Below are 23,300 nucleotides of genomic sequence, written 5' to 3' on the forward strand. Positions count from 1 at the left end.
CGCGTCCTGGTGGTGCTGGTCCACGGTCCGCGAGGCCTCGGCCTCGTAGTACTGGGGGTGCTGCTTGTACCAGTGCTGGTAGCGGTCGTAGCGCTGCTGGGCCTCGCCGTCCGCGTAGGCCCGGCTCTCCTCGGCAGTCGGGCCCTGGGTGTCCTTGCCGATCCACGCGTCGAGCACGAACCGGCCGAGCGCCGCGCGGCTCTCGACGTCGAGCAGGGACTCGTAGCGCGCGATCAGGCCCAGTCCGCTGGGGTCCTTGAGCTTGACCGCGAGCACGACCCACCAGCGCACGACCTCGACGGGCACGGGCTCGCCGTCGGCGGCCCAGCGGAGCGCGGGCAGACCGTCGATCGGGAACCAGGCCATGCTCGCGGGTGCCTTGGCCTTGAGGCCCTTGGTCGCCTCGGCGAGCAGGGTCGCGGGTGCGAGCTCGAGGGCGATGTCGTCACCGAGCGCTTAAGAGCCCCGAGGAGCGCGGCGCGGGCCACCTCGCGACGTTCCTTGGCGAGCGCGGCTCGCAGTGCCGGGACCGCTGCCGGGTCGCCGAGGCGTTGGAGCCAGACGGCGGCCGTGACGCGGATCTCGGCCTTCCCGTCGCGCAGGCCCTGCTCGGCCAGCTCGCGGGCCCCGACGTGCGACTCGAGCACCTTCTGCGCCGCGACACGGTGCGTCTTGCCTTCGCCGAGCGCGAGCTCGGCCAACCGCGGGAGGTAGCGGTTCGGGATCGTCGGGAAGGCGCCGAGGATCGTGAGCGCGACCTCGAGCCGCTCCGAACGGCTGTACGTCTGGACCGTGCCCGACGGCCGCAGCCCCAGGATCGTGTCGAGCGCGCGCGGGTGCTCGGCGAAGTAGGGCCACAGGTGCTCGGGGGCGAACGTCCCGCGAGCGAACCAGGAGTCGAACACGAGCTCGGCGACGGCCGACTCGGAGTCCTGCACACCGGCCCGCTCGACACCGTCGGCGAGGATCCGGAGGTCGACCGCGATGTCGGTCGTCGCGTTGAGCTGGTACCAGGGGTAGCGCTGCCTGCCGCCACCGTGCGAGCGCGCGAAGCGGATGTCGTGGAGCATGGTCAGACCGTCGAGCCGGCCCCGGATCGCGGGGGCCTGGAGCTCGACGAGAACGGTGCGCGGCGGCACCTTGGTCAGGGCGCCCGAGAGGTACTGCGCGACCTGCGTGAGGTGGTCGTCGGTGATGGCCGCGAGATCCTTGACGGCTCCCCGGGCGTGCGACAGGCGCCAGCTCTGGGCCTCGGCCTGGGGGAGCGCCTCGAGCGCGGCGAGCTCGTCGCGGGCCGCAGTGAGCCTGCGGTCCACCGCGTCGCGGGCCGAGCGCACGAACGCGTCGCCGAGGGCGACCTCGGGCAGGGGCGTGAACGGCGGGACGTCGAGGGGCTCGTCGACGACGACCGTCGCGACGTCGAGGGCCGTGGCCCGCTCGATCGCGTTCGACAGCAACGTGCCGCGCGCGCCCCGGCCGTCGGCCGCATGGGCGCGGCGCAGGACGTCGATGCCGCCCTCGACCCCGACGAGGTGGGTCACGAGTCCCCCGAGCCGGCTCGCGGGCATCGTGGTGAGCAGGGGTTCGAGGAGCGCGACCTGGCGCTCGGCGGGCAGGGCCGCGAGGTTCCCGGCGGCCTCCTCGCGCACGGACTTGGCGTTGTCGGTCGCGAGCTGGGCGACGAGCCCGACGAACGCGTCCAGTGCGGCGGGCCGGGTCCGCAGGAACCGCAGGAGCTCGACCTTGCCGGTCGCGCGCAGCAGGGGTGCGACCGCGGCGACGTCGGCTGGGTGCGCGACCAGGTATTCCTCGACACCGGGCTGCGCCGCGAACACCGCGAGCGGGTCGCCGTAGTAGTCCGCGGTGACGGGGCGGTCGAAGATCCCCGCCACGACGGCGGTCGGGATGCTCCCCTCGGCCACGCCGCCGTCGCGCAGGATCGCGGTCAGGAGCTCGGGGGTCCACTGGCTGCGCACGCCCGGCTTGCCGTTCTTGCCCGTGGTGCGGCGGTCGCCGCACGTCTTGGCGACGTCGGTCAGGAGGGCGGCAAACCAGGCCGGGAGCCGGTCGGAGGCCCGCGAGACGTCGGGCGAGACGGCCGCGAGCAGGCGGCCCGTGCGGACGAGCGCGTCGATCCCCACGGGCTCGGTCAGCGTGTAGAGGTTGCTGCGGGCCGTGGCGCCCTTGTTGACGTTCCAGCCGGGCACGCGCTCCTTGATGGCCTTGTCCTCGGCCTGGGTCGTGTACGTCCAGGCGCCGAGCGTCGCGGGCCGGTTGAGCAACCGGTCCACCGCGTCGTCGCCGCGCTGCGACAGCTCGGTCACGAGCTCCGGCCCGTCGCCCGTGTGGACGTAGGCGATCGCTCGGGCCGCGAGACCTTCGGTGGCCGCGTCCAGGATCTTCAGTCCGTCGACCAGCCGAGCCGAGGGCTCGGCGCGCCGCCGACCCTCTGCACGGCCGGGCGCCGTGCCGCCGCCCTCGACCGCACCGTCGTGGTCTCCCTGGAGCCAACCCTTGATCTTGTCGAACACGCGTCCCACCGTCTCCTCCGGGCCGCCGGACCGCGTCCGGAGGCCGCCGCGCTCCGTCGGCGCGGCGTCGTCGGTCACAGTAGGAGAAGCCACCGACAGGCGTCGATGCTGTCAGTGGAGATCGGTCGGGTGAATCGGTCGGGGGACGCCCGCCGCGGCCGGTCCCCTCCCCGCCCGACGGCGCTGCGCGGCCCCGGTGGCCGGGTCCGGCGTGGTGCTGGCTGCCTCCGACCCGTGGTCGACAGGACGCAGGCGGTGCGGCGGGCAGGGGGCGAGGGAGCCTGGCGTTCGCTCGACCTCGCACGCCCTCGCCGAGCGAGAGCTGGGGTGGGCCCGGAGGGACTCGAACCCCCGACATCCACGGTGTAAGCGTGGCGCTCTAACCAACTGAGCTACAGGCCCCAGAACAGCGGTGCACAGCCTACCGGGTCACCGACCCTGCCTCGCACATCCGCCGCACATCGGGCATCCCGTGCCCGAGGGCGTACGGCTGCCACGGGTGGACCCGGCCACGAACAACCGACGGGCGCACCACGGCACGAGGCCACGGCACGCCCGTCGAGAGGGGGCGGGTCAGAGCTCCGCGAGCGCCGCCCGGTACCCCGCGAGGTCCCGGCGCTGCCCGCGAGGGTTCACGACGGACCACCGCACGACGCCTTCTGCGTCGATCAGGAAGCTGCCGCGGATCGCGAGGCCGCGCTCGGCGTCGAACACCCCGTACTGGCGGGCGACCTCGCCGTGCGGCCAGAAGTCCGAGAGGAGGTCGAACGTGTACCCCTCCTGCGCGGCCCAGGCCTTGAGCGAGAAGACGGGGTCGCACGAGATCGCGTAGAGCGAGACGCCCGCGGTCTCGAAGTCCGCGATGTTGTCGCGGAGCTCGCACAGCTCGCTCGTGCACGTGCCCGAGAAGGCGAACGGCACGAACACCAGCAGGACGGGCCGACCGCGCAGGTCCGCGAGGTGGACCGGGGTGCCGTGCGTGTCGGTGAGCGTGAAGTCGGGGGCGAGGTCGCCCGGCCGGACCGTCAGCTCGGGGGCCTCAGCGGCCACGGCCACGCGTGCCGAGCTTGGTCGCGGACCAGTCCGGTGCGATCGCGAAGGTGCTCGTGGCGTGCAGGCCGGCCGTGGTCGCGGCCTCCTGGAGGTCGTTGTGGCCCACGTGGCCGTCGCGGCCCGCCTTGGGCGTGAAGATCCAGATGAGACCGCCGTCGTCGAGGACCGTCTGGACGTCGACGAGCATGTCGGTCAGGTCGCCGTCGTCCTCGCGCCACCAGACCACGACACCGTCGGTGACGTCTCCGTAGTCCTCGTCCACCAGCTCGGAGCCGACGAGCTCCTCGATCTCGGCGCGGAGGTCGTCGTCGACGTCCTCACCCCAACCGAACTCCTGCACCACATGGCCAGAGAGGAACCCCAGGCGTCCTGCACCCTGGGGGTCCGGCGTCGCTCCCACTTGTGTCTCTTTCCCTTCTTCGTACTGCTCGATGATCTGTGACCTGCTTGGCAAAGGTAGCCCACACCACTCCCGCGTGCCTCAGCAGAGGCGGGTGCGTCGCTCGGGCCTCTTCACCGTGCAGTTGCACCAGTGTTGCGGTGTTCGGCACTCGGCACAACGTCGGCGCGCCACGGGAGGTTCGCCGAGCGCGCGACGGACGTGCCGCCGTCGGGCCACGTCGAGACCACGGTGACGCCCGGCGGACGGACGAGGACCCCACGCCAGAACCGCTCCTCCACGCTCTGCGCACCGGACGCACACACTCTTGTGTCGTGGAGATCACGCTCTCTTGACCCCCTTGTGGTGTGACTTCCAGGCCGCGGGGTAACAGAATGGTTCGACCACCCGAGAGTGTGGAGGCACAGTCGCCACCAGCGACTGCTACCGCCGCGCAGGAGTGGCTGGAGGTGAGCGGGCACGGTGTACCGCGCCGTGATTCAATCCGAATACCGCTCCGAACAAGATATGAGGTTGCTGGTGGCTTCGTTTGACGAGACCGGACCGCTGATCAACGGTCTGCTCAGCCAAGTACCGGACATCGACCCCGCTGAGACGAGCGAGTGGGTCGAGTCCCTGGACGGACTGATCGACGACCGTGGCGGCCCCCGCGCCCGCTACGTCCTGCTCAACATGCTCAAGCGAGCACGCGAGCGCAACGTGGCGATCCCGACGTCGGTGAACACCCCTTACGTCAACACCATCGGTGTGCACGAAGAGCCGTACTTCCCCGGCGACGAGGCCATGGAGCGCCGCTACCGCAGCTGGAACCGGTGGAACGCGGCCGTCATGGTCACGCGCGCGCAGCGCCCCGGGATCGGGGTCGGCGGGCACATCTCGTCCTACGCGTCCGTCGCGACGCTGTACGAGGTGGGCCTGAACCACTTCTTCCGCGGCAAGGACCACCCGGGCGGCGGTGACCAGGTCTACTTCCAGGGTCACGCGAGCCCCGGCGTCTACGCCCGCGCGTTCCTCGAGGGCCGCCTCTCGGCGGACCAGCTCGACGGGTTCCGCCAGGAGAAGTCGCACGCGGGCGGCGGCCTGCCGTCCTACCCGCACCCGCGCCTCATGCCGGACTTCTGGGAGTTCCCCACGGTCTCCATGGGTCTCGGCCCGGCCTCGGCCATCTACCAGGCGTGGACCAACCGCTACCTGCACAACCGCGGGATCAAGGACACGAGCCAGCAGAACGTCTGGGCCTTCCTCGGTGACGGCGAGATGGACGAGCCGGAGAGCCGCGGCATGCTGCAGCTCGCCGCGCAGCAGGGCCTGGACAACCTGAACTTCGTGGTCAACTGCAACCTGCAGCGCCTCGACGGCCCGGTCCGCGGCAACGGCAAGATCATCCAGGAGCTCGAGGCGCAGTTCCGCGGCGCCGGCTGGAACGTCATCAAGGTCATCTGGGGCCGTGAGTGGGACACCCTGCTCAACGCCGACAAGGACCGTGCGCTCGTCAACCTGATGAACGTCACGCCCGACGGCGACTACCAGACGTACCGTGCCGAGAGCGGCGCGTTCATCCGCGAGCACTTCTTCGGGCGCGACCCGCGCACCAAGCAGCTCGTCGAGAACATGTCGGACGACGACATCTGGGCCCTCAAGCGTGGCGGCCACGACTACCGCAAGCTCTACGCGGCGTACGCTGCGGCCACGGCCCACACGGGCCAGCCGACGGTCATCCTGGCGCACACGGTCAAGGGCTACGGCCTGGGCTCGGGCTTCGCCGGGCGCAACTCGACGCACCAGATGAAGAAGGTCGGCTTGGCGGACCTCAAGACGCTGCGCGACTCGCTGCGCATCCCGATCACGGACGAGGAGCTCGACGCCAACCCGTACGAGCCCCCGTACTACCACCCGGGTGCCGACGCGCCGGAGATCCAGTACATGCAGGAGCGTCGCCGCCAGCTCGGCGGGTACGTGCCCGAGCGTCGTGCGGCGCCGGCCCCGGTCACGCTGCCGGGCGACAAGACGTACGAGATCCTCAAGAAGGGCTCGGGCAACCAGGAGATCGCCTCCACCATGGCGTTCGTCCGTCTGCTCAAGGACCTCATCAAGGACAAGGAGATCGGCAAGCGCATCGTGCCGATCATCCCGGACGAGGCCCGGACCTTCGGTCTGGACTCGATCTTCCCGTCCGCGAAGATCTTCAACACGCAGGGCCAGAACTACCTCGCCGTGGACCGCGAGCTCATGCTGAGCTACAAGGAGTCCGAGGCCGGGCAGATCATGCACACCGGCATCAACGAGGCCGGTTCCGCGGCCGCGTTCCAGTCGGTCGGCACCTCGTACGCCACGCAGGGCGAGGTGATGATCCCGTTCTACATCTTCTACTCGATGTTCGGGTTCCAGCGCACGGGCGACCAGTTCTGGGCCGCGGGCGACCAGCTCACACGCGGTTTCATCATCGGTGCGACGGCCGGGCGCACGACGCTCACCGGTGAGGGCCTGCAGCACGCGGACGGTCACTCGCCGCTGCTCGCGGGCACCAACTCGGCGATCGTCCAGTACGACCCGATCTACGGCTACGAGATCCGCCACATCGTGCGCGACGGCATCGAGCGCATGTACGGGCCGGGCAAGGACGGTCACGGCGAGGACGGGCGCGACCAGAACGTCATGTACTACCTGACGGTCTACAACGAGCCCATGCAGCAGCCGGTCGAGCCGGAGGACGTCGACGTCGAGGGCATCCTGCGCGGCATCCACCGCATCAAGGTGTCCGAGGCCTCGGGCCCCAAGGCGCAGATCCTCGCCTCGGGCGTGGGCGTGCCGTGGGCGCTGGAGGCGCAGGAGCTCCTCGAGAAGGACTGGGGCGTCTCTGCGGACGTCTGGAGCGTCACGAGCTGGAACGAGCTGCGCCGCGACGGCCTGGCCGCCGAGCAGGACGCGTTCCTCAACCCGGCCGCGACGCCGCGCGTGCCGTACCTGACGGCCAAGCTCCAGGGCGTCGAGGGTCCGTTCGTCGCGACGAGCGACTACGACCACCTCGTCCCCGACCAGGTCCGCCAGTGGATCCCGGGCGACTTCGCGGTGCTCGGTGCGGACGGCTTCGGCTTCTCCGACACGCGTGCCGCTGCCCGTCGCCACTTCAAGATCGACGGCCCCTCGGTCGTGGTCCGGGTGCTCCAGCAGCTCGCGAAGCAGGGCAAGGTCCCCGCGGAGGCCTCGGCCCAGGCGATCGAGAAGTACCGTCTGATGGACGTCACGGCCGGCACGTCCGGCAACGCGGGCGGCGACTCCTGATCGTCCCCCGCCCGTAGTGCCCGACGGCGCCGCTCACCTCACGAGGTGAGCGGCGCCGTCGGCGTTCGTGGGCTACGTGCCCGAGCGGTGCTGCTCTGCCTGCGCGATCGCGAGCGTGAGCTCGGACTGGAGCGGCGCGACGAGCGCAGCGTCCGGGTGCATCGCGAGCGACGCCAGGTGGTGCTTGGCCTCGAAGATGCGGTCGGCCTCGATCGCCGCCAGGACGAGCTGGCGGCCCGCAGCCGGCGTGTGCTCCTTGGCCCGCCAGTGACCCACCCCGAGCCCCAGCGCCTCGACCGGCAGACCCGCCTCGCGCAGGATCTCCATGCTCTCGGCGAGCGCCAGACCCGACGGGTCACGCTCGGCGGCCGTCGCGAAGCGGCGCAGCGCAGCCTCCTGGTCGTCCTCGAGCGAGAGCCGCCCCAGCTCGACGAGCGGATACCACCCGCGCGGGTGGCCCGCGAGCTCTTCCGCGAGCGCCCAGACCGCGAGGTCGGCGGCGCGCTGCTTCTCGCTCTCGTCGGCCGGGGCGGCGAGCGGGTCGGCCGAGACGTGCGACTCGGCCGCACGGCGTCGGACGATCTCGGCGAGGGCCTGGAAGGCCCGCTCGTCGTTGGGGTCGTCGACGAGCATCGCGCGCAGGGCGTCCTCGTGCACCGTGTCGCCGCGGCGTTCGGCGCTGGTCGGACGGCGCGCGCCCACCTTCGACGCCGAGGACGGGCGTCGCATGAGCTGTCGGAGTCGGGGCATCAAGGCCATGGATCGACACTAGCGGCTCCGGTGCGCCTCGCCCCCGGAAGGTCACACAGCACGGGTCCAGGTTTTGTGGACTCCCCACAACCACGCCGTATGCTCGGGGCGTGCCGATCACGGGGAACACCGACAACCTGCAGCGACTTCGGGACGGTAGCGGCATGCTCGCCGCCGCCGCCCTGCGGCGACTCGACGAGGACCTTCCCTGGTACCGGGCCCTGCCCGCGGAGGACCGCTCGTACGTCGGGCTGGTCGCGCAGTCCGGCATCACCGCGTTCGTGACCTGGTACGCGAACCCGGCCTCCCCGCCGCACGGCGTCAGCGAGATCTTCGCCGCGGCCCCCTCCGAGCTGACCCGGTCCATCTCGCTCCAGCACACCCTCCAGCTCGTGCGGATCGTCGTCGAGGTCGTCGAGGCGTACTCCGACCGCCTCGCGATCCCCGGTGGCGAGCGCGACCTGCGCGAGGCCGTGCTGCGCTACTCGCGCGAGGTCGCGTTCTCGGCCGCGGAGGTCTACGCGCGTGCGGCCGAGGTCCGCGGTGCGTGGGACGCCCGCCTCGAGGCCCTCATCGTGGACGCGCTCATCCGCGGCGACGGCGACGACTCGCTGCGCTCGCGCGTCTCGGCCCTCGGCTGGGGCGGCCAGGGATCCACGCTGGTCATGGTGGGCACCGCGACGTCGGCGCTCGACGACCTGCGCACTGCCGAGCTGCGCCGCGCGACCCGACGCGCTGCCGGCGACGCGCTCGTGGGCATCCACGGCGACCGCCTCGTCCTGGTCCTCGGCGGGCCGGGCGACCTGCAGGCCGCGGCCGCGTCGCTGCTGCCCCGCTTCGGGCCGGGACCGGTCGTGATCGGCCCCACGGTCCCCTCGCTCGACGACGCCGCCCGTTCGGCCCAGGCCGCGCTCGCGGGCCTGGCCGCCGCCCCCGCGTGGCCCCAGGCCCCGCGCCCGGTCCTCGCCGACGACCTGCTGCCCGAGCGCGTCCTGACGGGCGACACCACGGCCCGCCGCACCCTCGTGGTCCAGGCGTACCGGCCGCTCCTGGAGAGCACGGGTGCGATCCTCGAGACCTTGTCGGCCTACCTCGGCACGGGCCGGTCCCTCGAGGCGGCCTCGCGCAGCCTGTACGTGCACCCCAACACGGTCCGCTACCGCCTGCGCAAGGTCGCCGAGATCACGGGCTGGGACCCGCTCGACGCGCGCGAGTCGTTCGTGCTGCAGGTCGCGCTCGCGCTCGGCCAGCTCTCGTCGGGGCCTTCGGGTCGTTGAGAGCCGTGGGGCACCTGGCCGACAGCCCGGCGTGGACCACGCCATCCCGCGCCTCTTGTAGGTTCGGCACAAACGGCCCGGACAAGGTTGGTGCGCGTCGTGACGTCACGCCGGGTGACCGGGTTGACACAGTTGACGAGTGCTAGCCGTCTTGTGCCCTGGACAGGGCTCCCAGTCCCCCGGAATGCTCGCCCCCTGGCTCGAGCTGCCCGGGGTCCCCGCGCAGCTCGACGCGTTCTCCGCCGCGTCCGGCCTCGACCTGCGTGCCCACGGCACCGAGTCGGACGCCGACACGATCCGTGACACCGCAGTGGCCCAGCCGCTCATCGTGTCCGCCTCGCTGGTCGCGCTGCGCGCGATCCTCGACGGCCGCGACACGTGCGAGGTCGTCGACGTGACCGCGGGTCACTCGGTCGGCGAGTTCGCCGCCGCTGCCGTCGCCGGGGTCTTCGAGGACGCCGCAGCGGTGGGCCTCGTGACCCAGCGCGCACGCTTCATGGCCGAAGCCGCCGCCGCGACCCCGACCGGCATGGCCGCCGTCGTGGGCGGCGACGCCGAGGAGGTCCTCGCAGCGATCGAGGCCGCAGGCCTGTGGCCCGCGAACGTCAACGGAGGCGGCCAGGTCGTCGCCGCGGGCTCGCTCGAGGGCATCGCGACCCTGGGGGCAAACCCGCCGGCCAAGGCGCGCGTCATCCCGCTCCAGGTCGCGGGTGCTTTCCACACCCCGTTCATGCAGCCCGCGCTCGACGCGTTCGCCCCGGTCGCAGCCGGGTGGGACGCCACGGACCCGCGCCTGCCGTTCCTCTCCAACGCCGACGGCGCCGCGTACGCGAGCATCTCGGGTGCGGAGTCCGGTGGCCTGTTCGGGGTCAAGGAGGACGTGCTCTCGCGCCTCACCGCTCAGATCGCGGCCCCGGTCCGTTGGGACCTGTGCCAGGAGACGCTCGCCTCGCTGGGCGTGACCGCGATCCTCGAGCTCGCCCCGGGAGGGGTCCTCACGGGCCTCGCGCGCCGCACGCTCCCCGGCGTCGAGACGGTCGCGGTCAAGTCGACCGCGGACATCGACAAGGCTCGCGACCTGATCGCGCGTCACAGCGACGCCGCGGGCACTTCGTCGGCCGCTGGACCCGAGGGCGCTGCGGACGGCGCCGCCGCCGCGGAGACCACCGCGTGAGCGCGCTGACCATCCGTCAGGCGGCGGGCGCCGAGTACTCGCGCGTCCTCGGCGTCGGCGGGGTCCGCGGCGAGAACGTCGTGACGAACGACGACCTCGCCGGACCGATCGACTCGTCCGACGAGTGGATCCGCCAGCGGACCGGCATCGTCACGCGCCGCCGCGCGGGCGCCGGGGTCGACGTGGTCGACCTGGCGGAGGCCGCGGCGCTCAAGGCGATCGCCGCCGCGGGCCTGACGGGGGCCGACATCGACGCGGTCCTGTTCGCGACCACGACCTACTTCCACCAGACCCCCGCAGCCGCGGCGGTGCTCGCGGACAGGATCGGCGTGACCCCCGCGGCCGCGTTCGACGTCTCGGCCGCGTGCGCGGGCTACGCCTACGGGATCGCGCAGGCCGACGCCCTGGTGCGCTCGGGCGCCGCGCAGCACGTCCTCGTGGTGGGGGCGGAGAAGATGAGCGACTTCGTCGACCCGACGGACCGGACCATCTCGTTCCTGCTGGGCGACGGTGCGGGCGCCGCGGTCGTCGGACCGTCGGACACCCCCGGCATCGGCCCGACGATCTGGGGCTCGGACGGCGGCAAGGCTCCCGCGATCCGCCAGACGCACGCCTGGTCGGACCTGCGGGAGCACCCCGAGCTGGGCTGGCCGACCCTGCGCCAGGACGGGCAGACCGTCTTCAAGTGGGCGGCGTTCCAGATGGCACCGATCGCCGAGAAGGCGCTCGCCGCCGCCGGCGTGACCGCGCAGGACGTCCAGGCGTTCATCCCGCACCAGGCGAACATGCGGATCATCGACCAGATGATCAAGCAGCTCGGCCTGCCCGAGTCGGTCGCGGTCGCACGCGACATCGCGGAGACGGGCAACACCTCGGCCGCCTCGATCCCGCTCGCGACCGAGCGCCTGCTCGCCGAGGGCCTCGCGAGGACGGGAGACCTCGCGCTGCAGATCGGGTTCGGCGCGGGCCTGGTCTACGCGGCGCAGGTGATCGTCCTCCCGTAGGGGAGAATCATCCTGTCCGTCCCCCCGGCCGCGTTCCCCGCGGTCCGACCAGGAGCGGGCGACGTACGACCTTTCCACCGTTCCACAGCAAGTTCCCGGTGCCGGACGGCCCCGGCACCCATCACAAGGAGAAACCCCATGGCTTACACCGAGCAGGAAGTCCTCGCTGGTCTCGCGGAGATCGTCAGCGAAGAGACCGGCCTCCCCACGGACGCCGTCCTCGCCGAGAAGTCCTTCACGGACGACCTCGACATCGACTCGCTGTCGATGATGACGATCGTCACGCACGCCGAGGACAAGTTCGGCGTCCGCATCCCCGACGAAGAGGTCAAGAACCTCGCGACCGTCGGCGACGCCGTGTCCTTCATCACGGGCGCGCAGGCCTGATCTTCCGATCTGCGCCAGGTCCCGTGGACCTGGCCGGTGCGGGCCGGCGGTCGACGAACCGCCGGCCTGCCCGCCCCCTTCCCTTCCCCCTCAGACACCTGGAGCTGCCATGACCTCCCTCCGCGACGTCGTCGTCACCGGCCTCGGCGCCACCACGCCGCTCGGTGGGGACGTGGCCTCCACGTGGGCCGCCGCCCTCGCCGGGCAGTCCGGCGCCCGCTCGCTCGAGAACGACTGGGCCGAGCGCTACGAGATCCCGGTGACGTTCGCCGCCCAGATCAAGGTCAAGCCGGAGGACGTCCTCCCGCGTCCCGAGATCAAGCGCATGGACCCTTCGACGCAGTACGCGATGATCGCGGCGCGCGAGGCCTGGGCCGACGCGGGCAGCCCCGACGTCGACGGCGACCGCCTGGGAGCCGTCGTGTCCTCGGGCATCGGCGGCATCTGGACGACGCTCGACGGCTGGGACACCCTCAAGGAGCGCGGCGCACGGCGCATGCTGCCCATGACGGTGCCCATGCTCATGCCGAACTCCCCTGCCGCGTACGTCTCGCTCGAGTTCGGTGCCCGTGCCGGTGCGCACGCGCTCGTCTCGGCCTGTGCGTCGGGTGCCGAGGCCATCGGCTACGGCGTCGACATGATCCGCGCGGGTCGCGCGGACGTCGTCGTGGCCGGTGGTACGGAGGCCACGATCCACCCCATGCCGATCGCCGCGTTCGCGGCCTCGCGCACGCTCTCGCTGCGCAACGACGACCCGCAGGGTGCCTCGCGCCCCTACGACGTCGACCGTGACGGCTTCGTCATCGGCGAGGGCGCGGGCATCGTCGTGCTGGAGAGCGCCGAGCACGCCGCGGCGCGCGGCGCTCGCGTCTACGCCCGCATCGGCGGCGTGGGCCTCTCGGCCGACGCCTACCACATCACCTCCCCGGACCCCGAGGGTCGCGGTCAGGTGGCGGCGATGACCCGTGCTCTGGGCGAGGCGAAGGTCGAGGCGCGCGACGTCGTGCACGTCAACGCCCACGCGACCTCGACCAAGGTCGGCGACCTCACCGAGACCCGGTCCATCCGGACCGTGCTGGGCGACGACGCGGACCACGTCCTGCTCTCGGCGACCAAGTCCATGACCGGTCACCTGCTGGGTGGCGCGGGCGCGCTCGAGACCATCTTCACGGTCAAGGCGGTGCACGAGCGCCTGGCTCCGCCGACGATCAACGTCGCACAGCCGGACCCCGAGCTCCAGGTCCCCCTGGTGCGCGACGTCCCGGCCGAGCTCCCTGCGGGCGACATCGCCGCGATCAACAACTCGTTCGGGTTCGGCGGGCACAACGTGGCCCTCGTGGTGACGAACGCCTGATCCCCTCCTGGGCGTGAGCGCCCGGGGACCCGACGACGCCCGGCGGCGGAGAGGACCTGGTGGTCCTCCCACCGCCGGGCGTCGTCGTGCTCGCGTCGCACGTCTCCCGTCGGTCGGGCGTTCGCGCGGCGGACCGGGGATTCCGTGGGATCGTTAGCACCGGTTATCATTCCTCGAACGCGGTCGTTCGGGCCGTCCTCGATGTGGAGGTACACGGTGAGCTCCGCGGGTTCCCGCACGGTCGCACAACGCGCCGCCCTGGTCGTCGTGGCCGCGCTGGTCGCGTTCCACATGTTCTCGACCTTCCTCTGGGCCGCGCCCACGTCCGCGATCAACGACACGGCCTCCCCCGTCACGTCCAAGCACATGTACCCGTTGTTCGCGCAGAACTGGCAGATCTTCGCGCCGGACCCCCAGTCGGTGGACCTGCGCGTGTGGGTGCGCGCGACGACGAAGGACGAGGCAGGTGTCGAGACCGTCTCCGAGTGGGCGAATCTCGGGGACGTCTTCAACGAGCAGGTCCGGCACCAGATCCTGCCGACGCGGACGTGGCGCATCCCGGTCAGCATGAACCGCTTCTACACGACGTCCTACAGCACCTTGGAGGGCCAGCAGCAGGCCGTGGTCCACGCGGACCACGTCTCGGCCGACGGCGACAGCGGTCGCCAAGACCTCACCAAGGCCCTCCTGGGTACGGGCATGAGCGTGAGCAGCATGGACGACTACCTGCTCTCGGAGGACTCGCTCTACGAGTTCGGCACGCTCGCGGCCATGGACCTGTGGGCGGACACGGAGCTCGTCGCGATCCAGATGAGCACGTCCACGCAGGGCGTCGTGCCGTTCGAGCAACGGCTCACGCCGGGCATCCAGCGCCCGGAGGAGCAGTTCACCAGGCTGGGCTGGCGTGACCCGTCGCCGGTCACCCCCGAGGCCCGGGCCGGGTTCAGCGGCGTCTTCGGAGGGTGGGTCTCATGAGCAGCGACACCGGCGCCACGGGCACGACCGGCCTGTGGACGAGCGCGACCGGCTGGGCGCGCAGCACCTGGGCGGCCGGCGAGTCCTGGATGCTCGACTCCCGCAAGGCCTCCTACGGCGTGGCGGTGCTGCGCATCGGATTCGGCCTGATCATCGCGGTGCAGCTCGCGGCCAACTGGGGCGACCGCAGCCTGGCCTGGGGTGCCGGGCGCACGTTCGCGCAGGGCCGCGTCGAGGTCGACGAGTTCCCGTCCTGGCTCGACACGTTCTTCAACGGCTCGGCGCCGCCCTGGGCGTTCGACCTGCAGTACCTGGCCCTGATCGCGCTCTCGGTGCTGCTGGTGCTGGGGTGGCGCTCGCGCATCGTCATCCCGGTGCTGCTGGTGTTGTACATCGCGCTGTTCCGGACCAACGCGTACATCGGCGACGGCGGCATCCAGCTCATGCGCATGGTGCTGCTGTACATGGTCTTCGTGGACACGTCGGGCCGCTGGTCCCTGGACGCCCGACGGCGGCGCGCGGCCGCGGAAGCCGGCAAGCCTTCGCGGTCCGCGTCCTGGGCATGGCTCGCGACGCTGCTGCACAACGGGGCCGTGGTGCTCATCGCGTTCCAGATCTTCGTGGTCTACGTGGCCTCGGCCATGTACAAGATCCAGGGCGGCATGTGGCAGCACGGCACCGCGATCTACTACGTGTTCCAGCTCGACGAGTTCTCGACCTGGCCCGCCGTGACCGAGGTCATGGGGCGCTCGGGTGTGCTCGTCGCGATCCTCAGCTACAGCGCGGTGTTCGTGCAGCTCTTCTTCCCGTTCCTGCTGCTTCGTCGCTCGACGCGCATCCTCGCGCTCGTCGCGATCACGGGCATGCACCTGGGGATCGGCGTGCTCATGGGCCTCATGTACTTCTCGATGACCATGATCGCCATCGATGCCATCTTCATCCGGGACGTGACCTACCAGGCCGTCGAGCGCCGTCTGGCACCCGTGCTGCGCCGCGGGTGGGACCGTGTGCGGCGGCGCCCCGCGACGCCGACCGAGGCTCCCGGACCCGCGGCCGACGTCGACGACCTCCGACCGGTCGCCGCCGCCCCAGGCCCGCCCTCCGGCGCGACGGACGGACCGGACGGGGCACCGGCTCCGCACCCGCACGCGGCTCCCCCGCAGACGGCGATGCCTGCCGGCTCCTAGTTGCCGGCAGGCATCGAGCGACCGTGAGGCCGCGAGGTCCTCTGGAAGAGGTGGGGGTCAGCCCACGCGGTGGAGCCAGCGCACGTTCGAGTCCTCGCCCGCGTGGCGGAAGGGCTCGAGCTCGTCGTCCCACGCCTTGCCGAGGGCCAGGTGGAGCGCGTCGCGCATGGCGCGGTTGTCGTGCGAGACCTCGAGCGCCGCACGCACCCGGTCCTCGGGGATCATGACGTTGCCGTGCACGTCGGTCACGGCGTGGAAGATCCCGAGGTCAGGGGTGTGGGACCAGCGGGCGCCGTCGGAGCCGTGGCTCGCGTCCTCGGTGACCTCGTAGCGCAGGTGGGACCACCCGCGCAGCGCCGAGGCGAGGCGCGCTCCCGTGCCCTGCACGCCCTGCCAGGCGAGCTCCGCGCGGTAGAGGTCGCGCGCAGCAGGCTGCTCGGTCCAGTCCAGCGTGACGCGCACGCCCAGGACGTTCCCGGCAGCCCACTCCAGGTGCGGGCTCAGCGCCCGGGGCGCCGAGTGCACGAAAAGAACACCGCGTGTGATGGCACCAGTCATGTCGTTCCTCCCTAGGTCGAGGTTTCGTCTTCCCCAACGTCCTCACCAGGGGTGGATCATCATGCCTGATCAACCAGCGGTATACGAGCCATATCTTGCCTGAGAGTCGACCGGATCGCGAGGGGAGGACTCCCCATGGCAGATCTCACCCCGCTGCGGTAGCGCTACCCGACGGCCTTCTGCCCCTATGCGGACACGTTCCGACTCAGCCGTGCGCCTGTGGGAGGACGCCACGTTCCCCCCTCGTCAGCCGACTCCGGGCCGGGGACGAGGGGGGACGTGGCGTGACTCAGAGCTGGGCGCGCATCTCCCGCATGGCCTTCTTGCGGACCGCGCGGTCCAGGCGGTCGAGGTAGAGCATGCCGTCCAGGTGATCCGTCTCGTGCTGCAGGCAGCGAGCCATGAGCTCGGTCCCTTCGACCGTGATCTCGTTGCCGTCGAGGTCCATGCCCACGACTCGCGCGTACCAGGCGCGTCGGGTCGGGTACCAGAGCCCGGGGACCGACAGGCAGCCCTCGTCACCGTCCTGGACCTCGTCCGAGAGCTCGACGATCTTCGGGTTGAGGACGTAGCCGATCTCGTCCTCGATGTTCCAGGAGAAGGCGCGCAGGTTGACGCCGATCTGGTTGGCGGCGAGCCCGGCCCGGCCCTCGTAGTCGACGGTCTCGACCAGGTCCGCGACGAGCGAGCGCACCCGGTCGTCGATGGTGGTGATCTCGTCGCACGGTGTGCGGAGCACGGGGTCCGGGATCACACGGATCTCTCTCATCGCCATGGGCGCCATTGTTCCATGTCGCCCCGGCCCGTCTCACATCCGTGCGTACCGGGCACGCGCGAACGAGTACACGCCGTAGGCCGCGAAACCGATGCCGGTCGCGGCCAGCAGGAAGGCACCGAAGGGCTGCTCGCCGATGGTCCGCAGGGCCGCGTCGAGGCCGCTCGCCTTGGCCGGGTCGGCCGTCACGGCGGCGGCCACCACGAGGGCTCCGAGCACACCGAGGGCGATGCCCTTGGCGATGTAGCCGACCTTGCCGAGGACGACGACGGCATGGCCGACCTGGCCGCCGGCGTTGCCCTCGAGATCCTGGAGGAAGCGCTTCTTCCACCCCTTGACCACGTGATAGGCGCCGGCGACGACGATGCCGACCCCGACCGCACCGACGAGGACCCGGCCTGCGCCGTTCGCGAGGAGCGAGGCGGTGAGGCTGTCCTGCTGCCCGCCGCTGCCCGAGCCGCTCACGACCTTGAACGTCAGCACGGCGAGCGCGAGGTAGACGACGGCCTTGCCCGCCGACTTGGCGCGGTATGCCTTGCGGTCCTTCACGTTCCCGCTCGTGCCGGCGATCGCCTCGAGGATCTGCCAGAGGCCCAGCGCGACGAAGGCGACGACCGCGAACCAGAGGACGAACTCTCCGCCGGTCGTCCCGGCGATCTCCTGGAGGGCGCCGGTCTCGCTCGCCTGGCCGCCGCCGGACCCGGTGGCGATCCGGATGGCGATGATTCCGATCATGATGTGCAGCAGACCGCTGACGGCATACCCGGTGCGTGCCAGGACCCGCAAGCCCTTGCTCTGCTGGAGCTGCTGGGCGGTCCCTGACGTGGTGCGGTTGGTACCGGTGGGCACGGTGCTTCTCCTTCGAGTCGACGGAGGTGGCATCCTGACACGCTCCGTCGCGTCTCGCTCGCCGAACGGGACGATCCGACCTTCCGGGAGATATCGGGTTACTTACGCGCGGCCCCCCGCCGGAGGCCGCCGGGTACCGGCCCCGGTGCCCGGTGCCGGTCCCGGCCCCCGTGCCGGTGCCGGTCCCGGCCCCCGTGCCGGTGCCGAGAACGGGATGGAGGTCGTTCCGAGGCCGACGGCGACCTCAGCCCCGTCTTCGACCGCGCGGACCCTCCTGCTCGCGAGGACCGGACGCCACGTCACCTCGCCGTGGCCAGGTAGTCGCGCAGCACCACCGCCTGGTTGTCCTGCTCGTCCTTCGCACCGTAGAGCAGCGTCACGACCGGGTGCGCGGCGACGATCGCCCGCAGCTCACCGACCGCGGGGTTCTGGTCGAGCTCGGCGCGATAGCGCGCGGCGAACTCGGTGAACTGTGCACGGTCGTGGTGGAACCAGGTGCGCAGCTGGTCCGACGGCGCGACCTCCTTGAGCCACCGGTCCACCCGGGCACGTTCCTTGCTCAGTCCCCGCGGCCAGAGCCGGTCGACCAGGACGCGGTAGCCGTCGTCGGGCGCGGGGTCCGCGTAGACGCGGCGGATCTGGAGAGCCATGCCCCCATGGAACGCCGAGCCGCGACATCACGCACGGGCAGACCGGCACCGTGGCGCGGCCACGTCCGGCGAGCGTGCGGCTCGGGCTGTCGTCCGCGGACCGTCGACCGGCCGACCCGCCGACCCCTGCTCGCAGAGCCGCCACACCGCCCCTCAGCCGCTCGCGCTCCTCGGCGGACGTCCGCGCGACGGAGACGGTGGTATCCAGTCGGGCCACCCGAAAGTCGTCGAACTGGACGGCCAGCAAACGTGGGAGCGCTCCTCACGGCACAGGGCTCCTGGCCGTGGTAGACATCGAGAACGTGCAGGACGGCGATTGACCTCAGGGGGCGAGGGCATGTTCGCATCTACGTTGCGCACGCAATGGCACCGGCTGGTGTCGTCGTGGTGGTGACCGGTGTCGGTCTCATCCTGGCCACGCTCGGGATCTTGCTCATCGTGCGGGTGGCGACCGGTGTGCGGCGGCGCAGGAGCGAGCTGAGCACCGGCGCTCACGGGACCGGCATGGCTCTGGGGGGTGGCCTCATCTTCTGGGGGGCGCTGCTCGTCGTCATCGACAGGTGGAACAGCTAGGTGACCGCGCAAGAAGGTCTAGACCGAGGTGCGGACGTCACCTGCGAGGCCGCGGGGGTCCACGAGGCCGGTCACGACGTCACCCGAGCCCGGTGTTCGCTTCGTGCGAACCTGCCGCGCGCGGGCAGCGGCCCGACGCTAGCATCCTGGCAGGAGTCTGGAAGTAGGCCCTGAGCTTCCCTTCACCTGGAGCTGAGATGACGACCTCGTACAACCTGGACCGCCCTCTTGACGTGGACCTCCTGGAGGTCTTGCTGGCCGGCACTCCTCAGCCCGTAGGCCAGTTCATCTTCACGGTCCGCACCGGCGAGTGGTGGTGGTCCGACCCGCTCTACGTGATGCACGGATTCGAGCCCGGCGACGTCGTGCCGACGACGGAGCTGATGCTCGCGCACAAGCATCCCGACGACCGAACCCGCGTCCAGGGTGTCCTGGCGGACGCGTGCTCGTCCGGGCAGCCGTTCGCGTGCGTGCACCGCATCCTCGACGCGAACGGTCACACCCGGACCTTGGGCGTGGTCGGCCGCGGCCGCAAGGAGCCGGACACGGGCGAGGTCGTCCAGCTCTCCGGCTATTTCGTCGACCTGACCATCACCCAGCGCGAGCTCGCACAGCGCGAGGCGACCGCGGCCATCAAGGCCTCCACGCAAAGCCGCGCCGTCATCGAGCAGGCCAAGGGCGCGGTCATGACCGTCTACGGCATGACCGAAGACGAAGCCTTCGATCTCCTGCGCCACCACTCGAACATCACCAACGAGTCTGTCCGCCACCTCGCCCGCCGACTCATGGACAGCCTCGCCGACGGAGCGGGCGTCAGCGCCCCCACGACCGACGATCTCGACCTCTTCTTCGAGACTCCCTCGGGGAACGCCCTGGACCCCGACGCGGTCGTGTCCTGACACGCACGGATGGCGAACCCTGTGGGTGCGGAGCGCGGAGGTTCGGAGCCGGCTACAGCCGTGGCCGCACCAGCGGTGCAGCCAGCTCCGAGCTCCTCGCGCGTGCAACGTAGGGCAGGTGGGGCTTGAACCCACGACCGGCGGATTATGAGTGCCCTTGGGCCCGTTAAGTGCAGTCCAGCACCGTTGAGCCTCGTTAAGCGTTCCCGCAGGTCAGAGCCACTTTTGCTACGCGCCTGCGGCTCCGCCGTTTAGCAAGGTCAAGCGCGGTTTACTCTCTGACTGCTGCACTTCTGCTGCACGTGCTGCACCTCTCGGGTCTCCCCCGAGCGCCTGCAGGACGCGCTCGGAGGGAACGTCGGCCAGGTGCGCATAGCGCTGGGTGGTGAGCGGAGAGACGTGGCCCAGAAGGCGTCCGACCTCGGCGAGCGACACCCCGTCCTGGATGAGCCAACTTGCATACGTGTGCCGTAGGTCGTGCGGGCGGACGTGTCCGACCCCTGCGGCAGCGACGGCACTCCCCCATGCCTTGCTGAACTTCGAGTGATCGAGGTGCGCACCGCGAGCTGTGGTGAGGACCAAGCCTGACCGACAGGCCGGGCCAAGGTGTTCGTAGCCACAGACACCAGCACGCCGCTCCCCCAGGTCGATCCATCCCGGCAGCGGGACGTGTCGGCGCTGCCGGCCCTTCGGGTAGGGCTTCATCGCGCTGGCGTCCGCGTCCCAGACCTCGGCGATCTCGACGACACCGCGACGTTCGTCGACACGTGCCCAGTGCAGACCTGCTGCCTCGCTCCAGCGCATTCCGGTCCACGCGAGCAGGATCGCCATCTGCGCGTAGGGCTCATCGAGATGATCAAGGACCGCGCTGAACTCGTCGCGGGTGACGTAGCGCTCGACGCTCGCCGTTCCACCACCGAGCTTGAGTCGCGCTGCGGGATTGGCCTGCAGGATCTCCGCGTCGACTGCGGCCACCAGCGACGCCGAGAGTAGGTGCACGACGCGCTGGACCGTGCCCGTCGACCGTCGCGTCTGCAGCTCCGCTGCCCACGCCTTGATGTCGTGGCGTGTGATGCTCGCAAGCTCGACGTCGCCCCACCGCGGCATCAGGTGCAGGTCACGGCGCCCCGCGTCGGTCTTGAGGGTCGAGGCCTCGACCGTCCGCGTGGGCCACCACTCCGCGCACCACTCCCCCCACGTCCGGCGCCCGGCGTCCGGCGATCGCCACCCGAGCGACCGCGACTCCAGCTCGGCGGCGCTCGCGGCCCGCTCAGCGGCCCTCTTGTGCGTGAAGGGGCCGTCGGCGACGGTGCGCACCTTGCCGGCGCCGTCGCGGTACAGACCCTGGTACTTCCCGGACGGGAGCGTCCGCGTCCAGGCCATCAGGCCCCCCACTCCGAGGGGGCGCCCTGTCCCTCATCGAGGTGGCGGGAGTCGTCCTCTTCGTCGGCCGGGTCCAGGTCCCAGCCGCAGGCAATGACGAGGGTGTCGTCGCGGTCGACACGGCGATACAGCTCGTCTTCCAGGGCCTGGTACTCCAGGACCGCCTCGCGCGGCGCACCGGCGGCGTTGATGATCGGGTGCAGTTCGTCGAGCCGTGCGCGCAATGCGACGTCGTCGAGGTCGCTGGCGGTCATCCAGTGGCCCTCCTTCGGGCTGGGCGACGCGCCGTCCTGAACGACGCGCCGATCGGGGTCAGGCGTTTCGTGCGGAGCATGGACTGCCACGCGGCCACGACGCAGACGTCGAGGTCGAGCTCGGTGGCGATCGCACCGGGGTGTGGACCGACGAGAAGTTCAGCGCGGGCGTACTCGTGTCGATCGATGAGCAGTTGGGCGGCGTGCTGGTCTGCGAGGCGTTCGGCGAGCGCGTCACCGTGGGGGTCACCGAGCCAGCGATGCCCGTACCAGGCATGCCCGAGCTCATGCGCGACCGCATAGCGGGTCTGGTTGCGGCTCATGCCGGAGTTGATCGTGATCGTCCGGACGTCGTGCTCGTAGACGCCACGCAAGTACTCGCCCATCCGCGGGTCCCACTCCACCTCGACGCCGCGCTCCTTCGCCAACACCAGGAGCGCGCCGAGCTCTACGGCAGCTCCTCAGAGGCAGCAGCCTCGTCGAGGTGTGAGGTCTTCCGCTCGAGCGCTGCAGCGTCCAGCGCGTAGCGCCGGCTACCGGCGCTTCCGAAACGGCCGCTCACGACGTTCTCCGCTTCGTGCGGCTTGGCGAGCACGTTCTGCACGGCGGGGTGCGCATCGTCGAGCGGCTCCTCCAGCTCTGGGGATGAAGCCGCCTGAACGCGGCGAAGGATCTCCTCCGCCAGTTCGAGATCGCTGATGCTACGGAGCACGTCGGCCTTGCCAACCTCGACGTGCTTGAGCCCAGCCTCCTCCTCCGTGATCAGGCCAGCTGCCACCAGTGCCTCGAGCACGTTCGCGTGGTAGGCGCGGGCGAGCTTGAGGGCGAAGGCTGCGTCAGCGTTGGCGCCCTTCTTCCAGCGACTGAACGCTGACTTGTCGAAGCCCGCCTTGGCAGCAGCATCCTGCGCGGTGTCTCCCGCGATGAGCTCCTGCACGTACTTCCACCATCTCGTTTCCGTCACCCAACGGACACTAGTTGCGCAACCGCAACGGCGCAAGTGGTTGCGCCACTCCAACTCGTGGTTGCGCAACAGCATTCATCCGGGTACGGTCCAGTTGTGCCGCTCCAACAGGGGGTTGGCCAAGACCAACTGGGAGGTGTTCTCGTGGCTCACGGAACGGTCTACCTTCGCGAGGATTGGGCCAAGGCCGCCGTCCAGGGGGCGGGCGGAGTCTCTGGGCTCGCCAGCATCCTCGGCGTCAACAAGGGAACGGCCTCGCGCCACATCAACCGCAAGGCCGAGGCGAGCGGTCGATTCATCGCCGCCGTTCTCAACCGCTGTTCGACGACGTTCAACGACGCCTTCGAGGTAGTGGAGGACGAGCCTGCTCCCACGCCCGCCGAAGGCAGCAGCGGTAGCCGGACGGGGGCGGCAGCATGACCCGCCTCGCCACACGGCTCTCCCCCGACGAGGCCGCGGTGGTCGCTCGAAAGCACCGCCAGACGATCTACGTCGCCCTCGAGGACGGCACGCTGCACGGCACCCAGCGCGTGAAGCGTGGCCGGTGGCTCATCAAGGAGGCGTGTCTCGATGCGTGGCTCGATGGTGTCGAGTGCGCGGACCGGGCCGCTGCGGCGGCTGAGGCGGCAGCGTCGAACGTCCTGGCGTTCCCGACGCGGTCGGCGGCGTCGCGATGAGCGCCGGCGACCTGCAGGTCGTGCCAGCCGGGAAGTTGGACGACACGTTCGTCGGGACCAAGGCCCTCGTCACCGTCCTCGGCCGTGTCGTCGTCGGCGGCCTGTCCGACGTCGCCCAGTACCTCGAGGGCGACCCCCGCGACCAGCTCTTCGTCGACCTGGCGAAGCCGGCAGCGGCCCCGCACCTGCGGGAGTCCGAGGCCTCGGTCGCTCTGACCGTGCTGTACCTCGGCGGGCACCAGGTCGTCCTGGCCGCTGATCACCCGGTCCTCGTCCCCGTACCTGCGTCGGCAACCGCACCCGCGTGAGCGCGGCGCCCGCACCCACCTCGACCCGCACCTGGA

The 23,300-nt window shown here is 71.0% G+C and carries 25 protein-coding genes and 1 tRNA gene; 13 read left to right on the top strand and 13 right to left on the bottom strand.

Translation table 11 applies throughout. From position 1 onward, the window contains the following. Positions 1-233: 233 nt before the first annotated feature. The 4 genes from JOD48_RS20170 to JOD48_RS12220 form a co-directional block, all read right to left on the bottom strand. Positions 234-2,540, bottom strand: a complete 2,307-nt coding sequence (locus JOD48_RS20170; RefSeq protein WP_307824126.1) for a HEAT repeat domain-containing protein — start codon at positions 2,538-2,540, stop codon at positions 234-236. A gap of 319 nt (positions 2,541-2,859) precedes the next feature. After that, positions 2,860-2,933, bottom strand: a tRNA-Val gene (locus JOD48_RS12210). A 171-nt stretch (positions 2,934-3,104) separates the two neighbouring features. Further along, positions 3,105-3,587, bottom strand: a complete 483-nt coding sequence (locus JOD48_RS12215) for a peroxiredoxin (protein ID WP_372440735.1) — start codon at positions 3,585-3,587, stop codon at positions 3,105-3,107. Next, a complete protein-coding gene (locus JOD48_RS12220) occupies positions 3,571-3,984 on the bottom strand; it encodes a DUF3052 domain-containing protein (RefSeq protein WP_030151692.1) in 414 nt (137 codons plus the stop codon). Before JOD48_RS12220 ends, JOD48_RS12215 begins: the two co-directional genes overlap by 17 nt. A 519-nt stretch (positions 3,985-4,503) precedes the next feature. On the opposite strand from JOD48_RS12220, the gene aceE reads away from it, so the two are divergent. Continuing rightward, a complete protein-coding gene (aceE, locus tag JOD48_RS12225; RefSeq protein ID WP_204809269.1) occupies positions 4,504-7,266 on the top strand; it encodes a pyruvate dehydrogenase (acetyl-transferring), homodimeric type in 2,763 nt (920 codons plus the stop codon). Between the two features lie 72 nt (positions 7,267-7,338). Here aceE and JOD48_RS12230 read toward each other — a convergent pair whose 3' ends face one another. Further along, positions 7,339-8,025, bottom strand: a complete 687-nt coding sequence (locus JOD48_RS12230; RefSeq protein WP_191789017.1) for a hypothetical protein — start codon at positions 8,023-8,025, stop codon at positions 7,339-7,341. 155 nt (positions 8,026-8,180) lie between these two features. Between JOD48_RS12230 and JOD48_RS12235 the strand changes: the two genes are divergently transcribed. The 7 genes from JOD48_RS12235 (at position 8,181) to JOD48_RS12265 (ending at position 15,374) form a co-directional block, all read left to right on the top strand. Then, positions 8,181-9,293 (top strand): PucR family transcriptional regulator, encoded by a 1,113-nt coding sequence (locus tag JOD48_RS12235; RefSeq protein ID WP_191789161.1) that lies wholly within the window; start codon positions 8,181-8,183, stop codon positions 9,291-9,293. A 139-nt stretch (positions 9,294-9,432) separates the two neighbouring features. Then, positions 9,433-10,467, top strand: a complete 1,035-nt coding sequence (locus tag JOD48_RS12240; protein ID WP_191789016.1) for an ACP S-malonyltransferase — start codon at positions 9,433-9,435, stop codon at positions 10,465-10,467. Next, positions 10,464-11,471, top strand: coding sequence for a beta-ketoacyl-ACP synthase III (locus JOD48_RS12245; protein ID WP_204809270.1), 1,008 nt, complete (start codon positions 10,464-10,466; stop codon positions 11,469-11,471). Before JOD48_RS12240 ends, JOD48_RS12245 begins: the two co-directional genes overlap by 4 nt. Before the next feature lie 138 nt (positions 11,472-11,609). After that, on the top strand, positions 11,610-11,858 hold the full coding sequence (locus tag JOD48_RS12250; RefSeq protein ID WP_030151686.1) for an acyl carrier protein: 249 nt from the start codon (positions 11,610-11,612) through the stop codon (positions 11,856-11,858). A 109-nt stretch (positions 11,859-11,967) separates the two neighbouring features. Continuing rightward, on the top strand, positions 11,968-13,212 hold the full coding sequence (locus JOD48_RS12255) for a beta-ketoacyl-[acyl-carrier-protein] synthase family protein (protein ID WP_191789014.1): 1,245 nt from the start codon (positions 11,968-11,970) through the stop codon (positions 13,210-13,212). 216 nt (positions 13,213-13,428) lie between these two features. Further along, positions 13,429-14,187, top strand: coding sequence for a DUF5819 family protein (locus tag JOD48_RS12260; RefSeq protein ID WP_191789013.1), 759 nt, complete (start codon positions 13,429-13,431; stop codon positions 14,185-14,187). Continuing rightward, positions 14,184-15,374, top strand: coding sequence for an HTTM domain-containing protein (locus JOD48_RS12265; protein WP_204809271.1), 1,191 nt, complete (start codon positions 14,184-14,186; stop codon positions 15,372-15,374). The genes JOD48_RS12260 and JOD48_RS12265 overlap by 4 nt, the downstream gene beginning before the upstream one ends. Before the next feature lie 57 nt (positions 15,375-15,431). Here the strand turns inward: JOD48_RS12265 and JOD48_RS12270 are convergent, their stop codons facing one another. The 4 genes from JOD48_RS12270 to JOD48_RS12285 all read right to left on the bottom strand — a co-directional run bounded on the left by JOD48_RS12270 (position 15,432) and on the right by JOD48_RS12285 (position 18,206). After that, the gene (locus JOD48_RS12270; protein WP_191789011.1) at positions 15,432-15,932 is read right to left on the bottom strand and encodes a DUF3145 domain-containing protein; all 501 of its coding nucleotides are present in this window, start codon (positions 15,930-15,932) and stop codon (positions 15,432-15,434) included. A 289-nt stretch (positions 15,933-16,221) separates the two neighbouring features. Then, complete coding sequence (gene def / locus JOD48_RS12275; RefSeq protein ID WP_204809272.1) at positions 16,222-16,707, bottom strand: peptide deformylase; 486 nt, start codon at positions 16,705-16,707, stop codon at positions 16,222-16,224. Between the two features lie 33 nt (positions 16,708-16,740). Continuing rightward, positions 16,741-17,556 carry a DUF1206 domain-containing protein gene (locus JOD48_RS12280; protein WP_307824127.1) on the bottom strand — a complete coding sequence of 272 codons (816 nt, stop codon included), beginning with the start codon at positions 17,554-17,556 and terminating at the stop codon, positions 16,741-16,743. 299 nt (positions 17,557-17,855) lie between these two features. Beyond that, positions 17,856-18,206 carry a DUF488 domain-containing protein gene (locus tag JOD48_RS12285; RefSeq protein ID WP_204809273.1) on the bottom strand — a complete coding sequence of 117 codons (351 nt, stop codon included), beginning with the start codon at positions 18,204-18,206 and terminating at the stop codon, positions 17,856-17,858. A gap of 363 nt (positions 18,207-18,569) precedes the next feature. Here JOD48_RS12285 and JOD48_RS12290 point away from each other — a divergent pair, with 363 nt between their 5' ends. Both JOD48_RS12290 and JOD48_RS12295 read left to right on the top strand, forming a co-directional pair. Further along, positions 18,570-18,779, top strand: coding sequence for a hypothetical protein (locus tag JOD48_RS12290; RefSeq protein WP_204809274.1), 210 nt, complete (start codon positions 18,570-18,572; stop codon positions 18,777-18,779). Positions 18,780-18,976: 197 nt separating this feature from the next. Next, a complete protein-coding gene (locus JOD48_RS12295) occupies positions 18,977-19,678 on the top strand; it encodes a PAS and ANTAR domain-containing protein (RefSeq protein ID WP_204809276.1) in 702 nt (233 codons plus the stop codon). 228 nt (positions 19,679-19,906) lie between these two features. Here the strand turns inward: JOD48_RS12295 and JOD48_RS12300 are convergent, their stop codons facing one another. From JOD48_RS12300 to JOD48_RS12315, 4 genes are read right to left on the bottom strand one after another with little or no spacing between them, the layout of a single operon-like run. Next, positions 19,907-21,061 (bottom strand): tyrosine-type recombinase/integrase, encoded by a 1,155-nt coding sequence (locus tag JOD48_RS12300; RefSeq protein ID WP_204809278.1) that lies wholly within the window; start codon positions 21,059-21,061, stop codon positions 19,907-19,909. Next, positions 21,061-21,315: a hypothetical protein gene (locus JOD48_RS12305; RefSeq protein WP_204809281.1), complete on the bottom strand. Its 255-nt coding sequence runs from the start codon at positions 21,313-21,315 to the stop codon at positions 21,061-21,063. Before JOD48_RS12305 ends, JOD48_RS12300 begins: the two co-directional genes overlap by 1 nt. Beyond that, a complete protein-coding gene (locus JOD48_RS12310) occupies positions 21,312-21,746 on the bottom strand; it encodes an ImmA/IrrE family metallo-endopeptidase (protein WP_204809283.1) in 435 nt (144 codons plus the stop codon). The genes JOD48_RS12305 and JOD48_RS12310 overlap by 4 nt, the downstream gene beginning before the upstream one ends. A 17-nt stretch (positions 21,747-21,763) precedes the next feature. Further along, positions 21,764-22,252 (bottom strand): hypothetical protein, encoded by a 489-nt coding sequence (locus tag JOD48_RS12315; RefSeq protein WP_204809285.1) that lies wholly within the window; start codon positions 22,250-22,252, stop codon positions 21,764-21,766. A gap of 171 nt (positions 22,253-22,423) precedes the next feature. Between JOD48_RS12315 and JOD48_RS12320 the strand changes: the two genes are divergently transcribed. Genes JOD48_RS12320 through JOD48_RS12330 form a run of 3 tightly spaced genes read left to right on the top strand, consistent with a single transcriptional unit; the run spans position 22,424 to position 23,264 of the window. Further along, positions 22,424-22,699, top strand: a complete 276-nt coding sequence (locus tag JOD48_RS12320) for a hypothetical protein (RefSeq protein ID WP_204809287.1) — start codon at positions 22,424-22,426, stop codon at positions 22,697-22,699. Beyond that, positions 22,696-22,956: a helix-turn-helix domain-containing protein gene (locus JOD48_RS12325; RefSeq protein ID WP_204809289.1), complete on the top strand. Its 261-nt coding sequence runs from the start codon at positions 22,696-22,698 to the stop codon at positions 22,954-22,956. Before JOD48_RS12320 ends, JOD48_RS12325 begins: the two co-directional genes overlap by 4 nt. After that, the gene (locus JOD48_RS12330) at positions 22,953-23,264 is read left to right on the top strand and encodes a hypothetical protein (RefSeq protein ID WP_204809291.1); all 312 of its coding nucleotides are present in this window, start codon (positions 22,953-22,955) and stop codon (positions 23,262-23,264) included. The genes JOD48_RS12325 and JOD48_RS12330 overlap by 4 nt, the downstream gene beginning before the upstream one ends. Positions 23,265-23,300 lie beyond the last annotated feature (36 nt).

Source organism: Oerskovia paurometabola, from assembly GCF_016907365.1.
Taxonomy (GTDB): domain Bacteria; phylum Actinomycetota; class Actinomycetes; order Actinomycetales; family Cellulomonadaceae; genus Oerskovia; species Oerskovia paurometabola.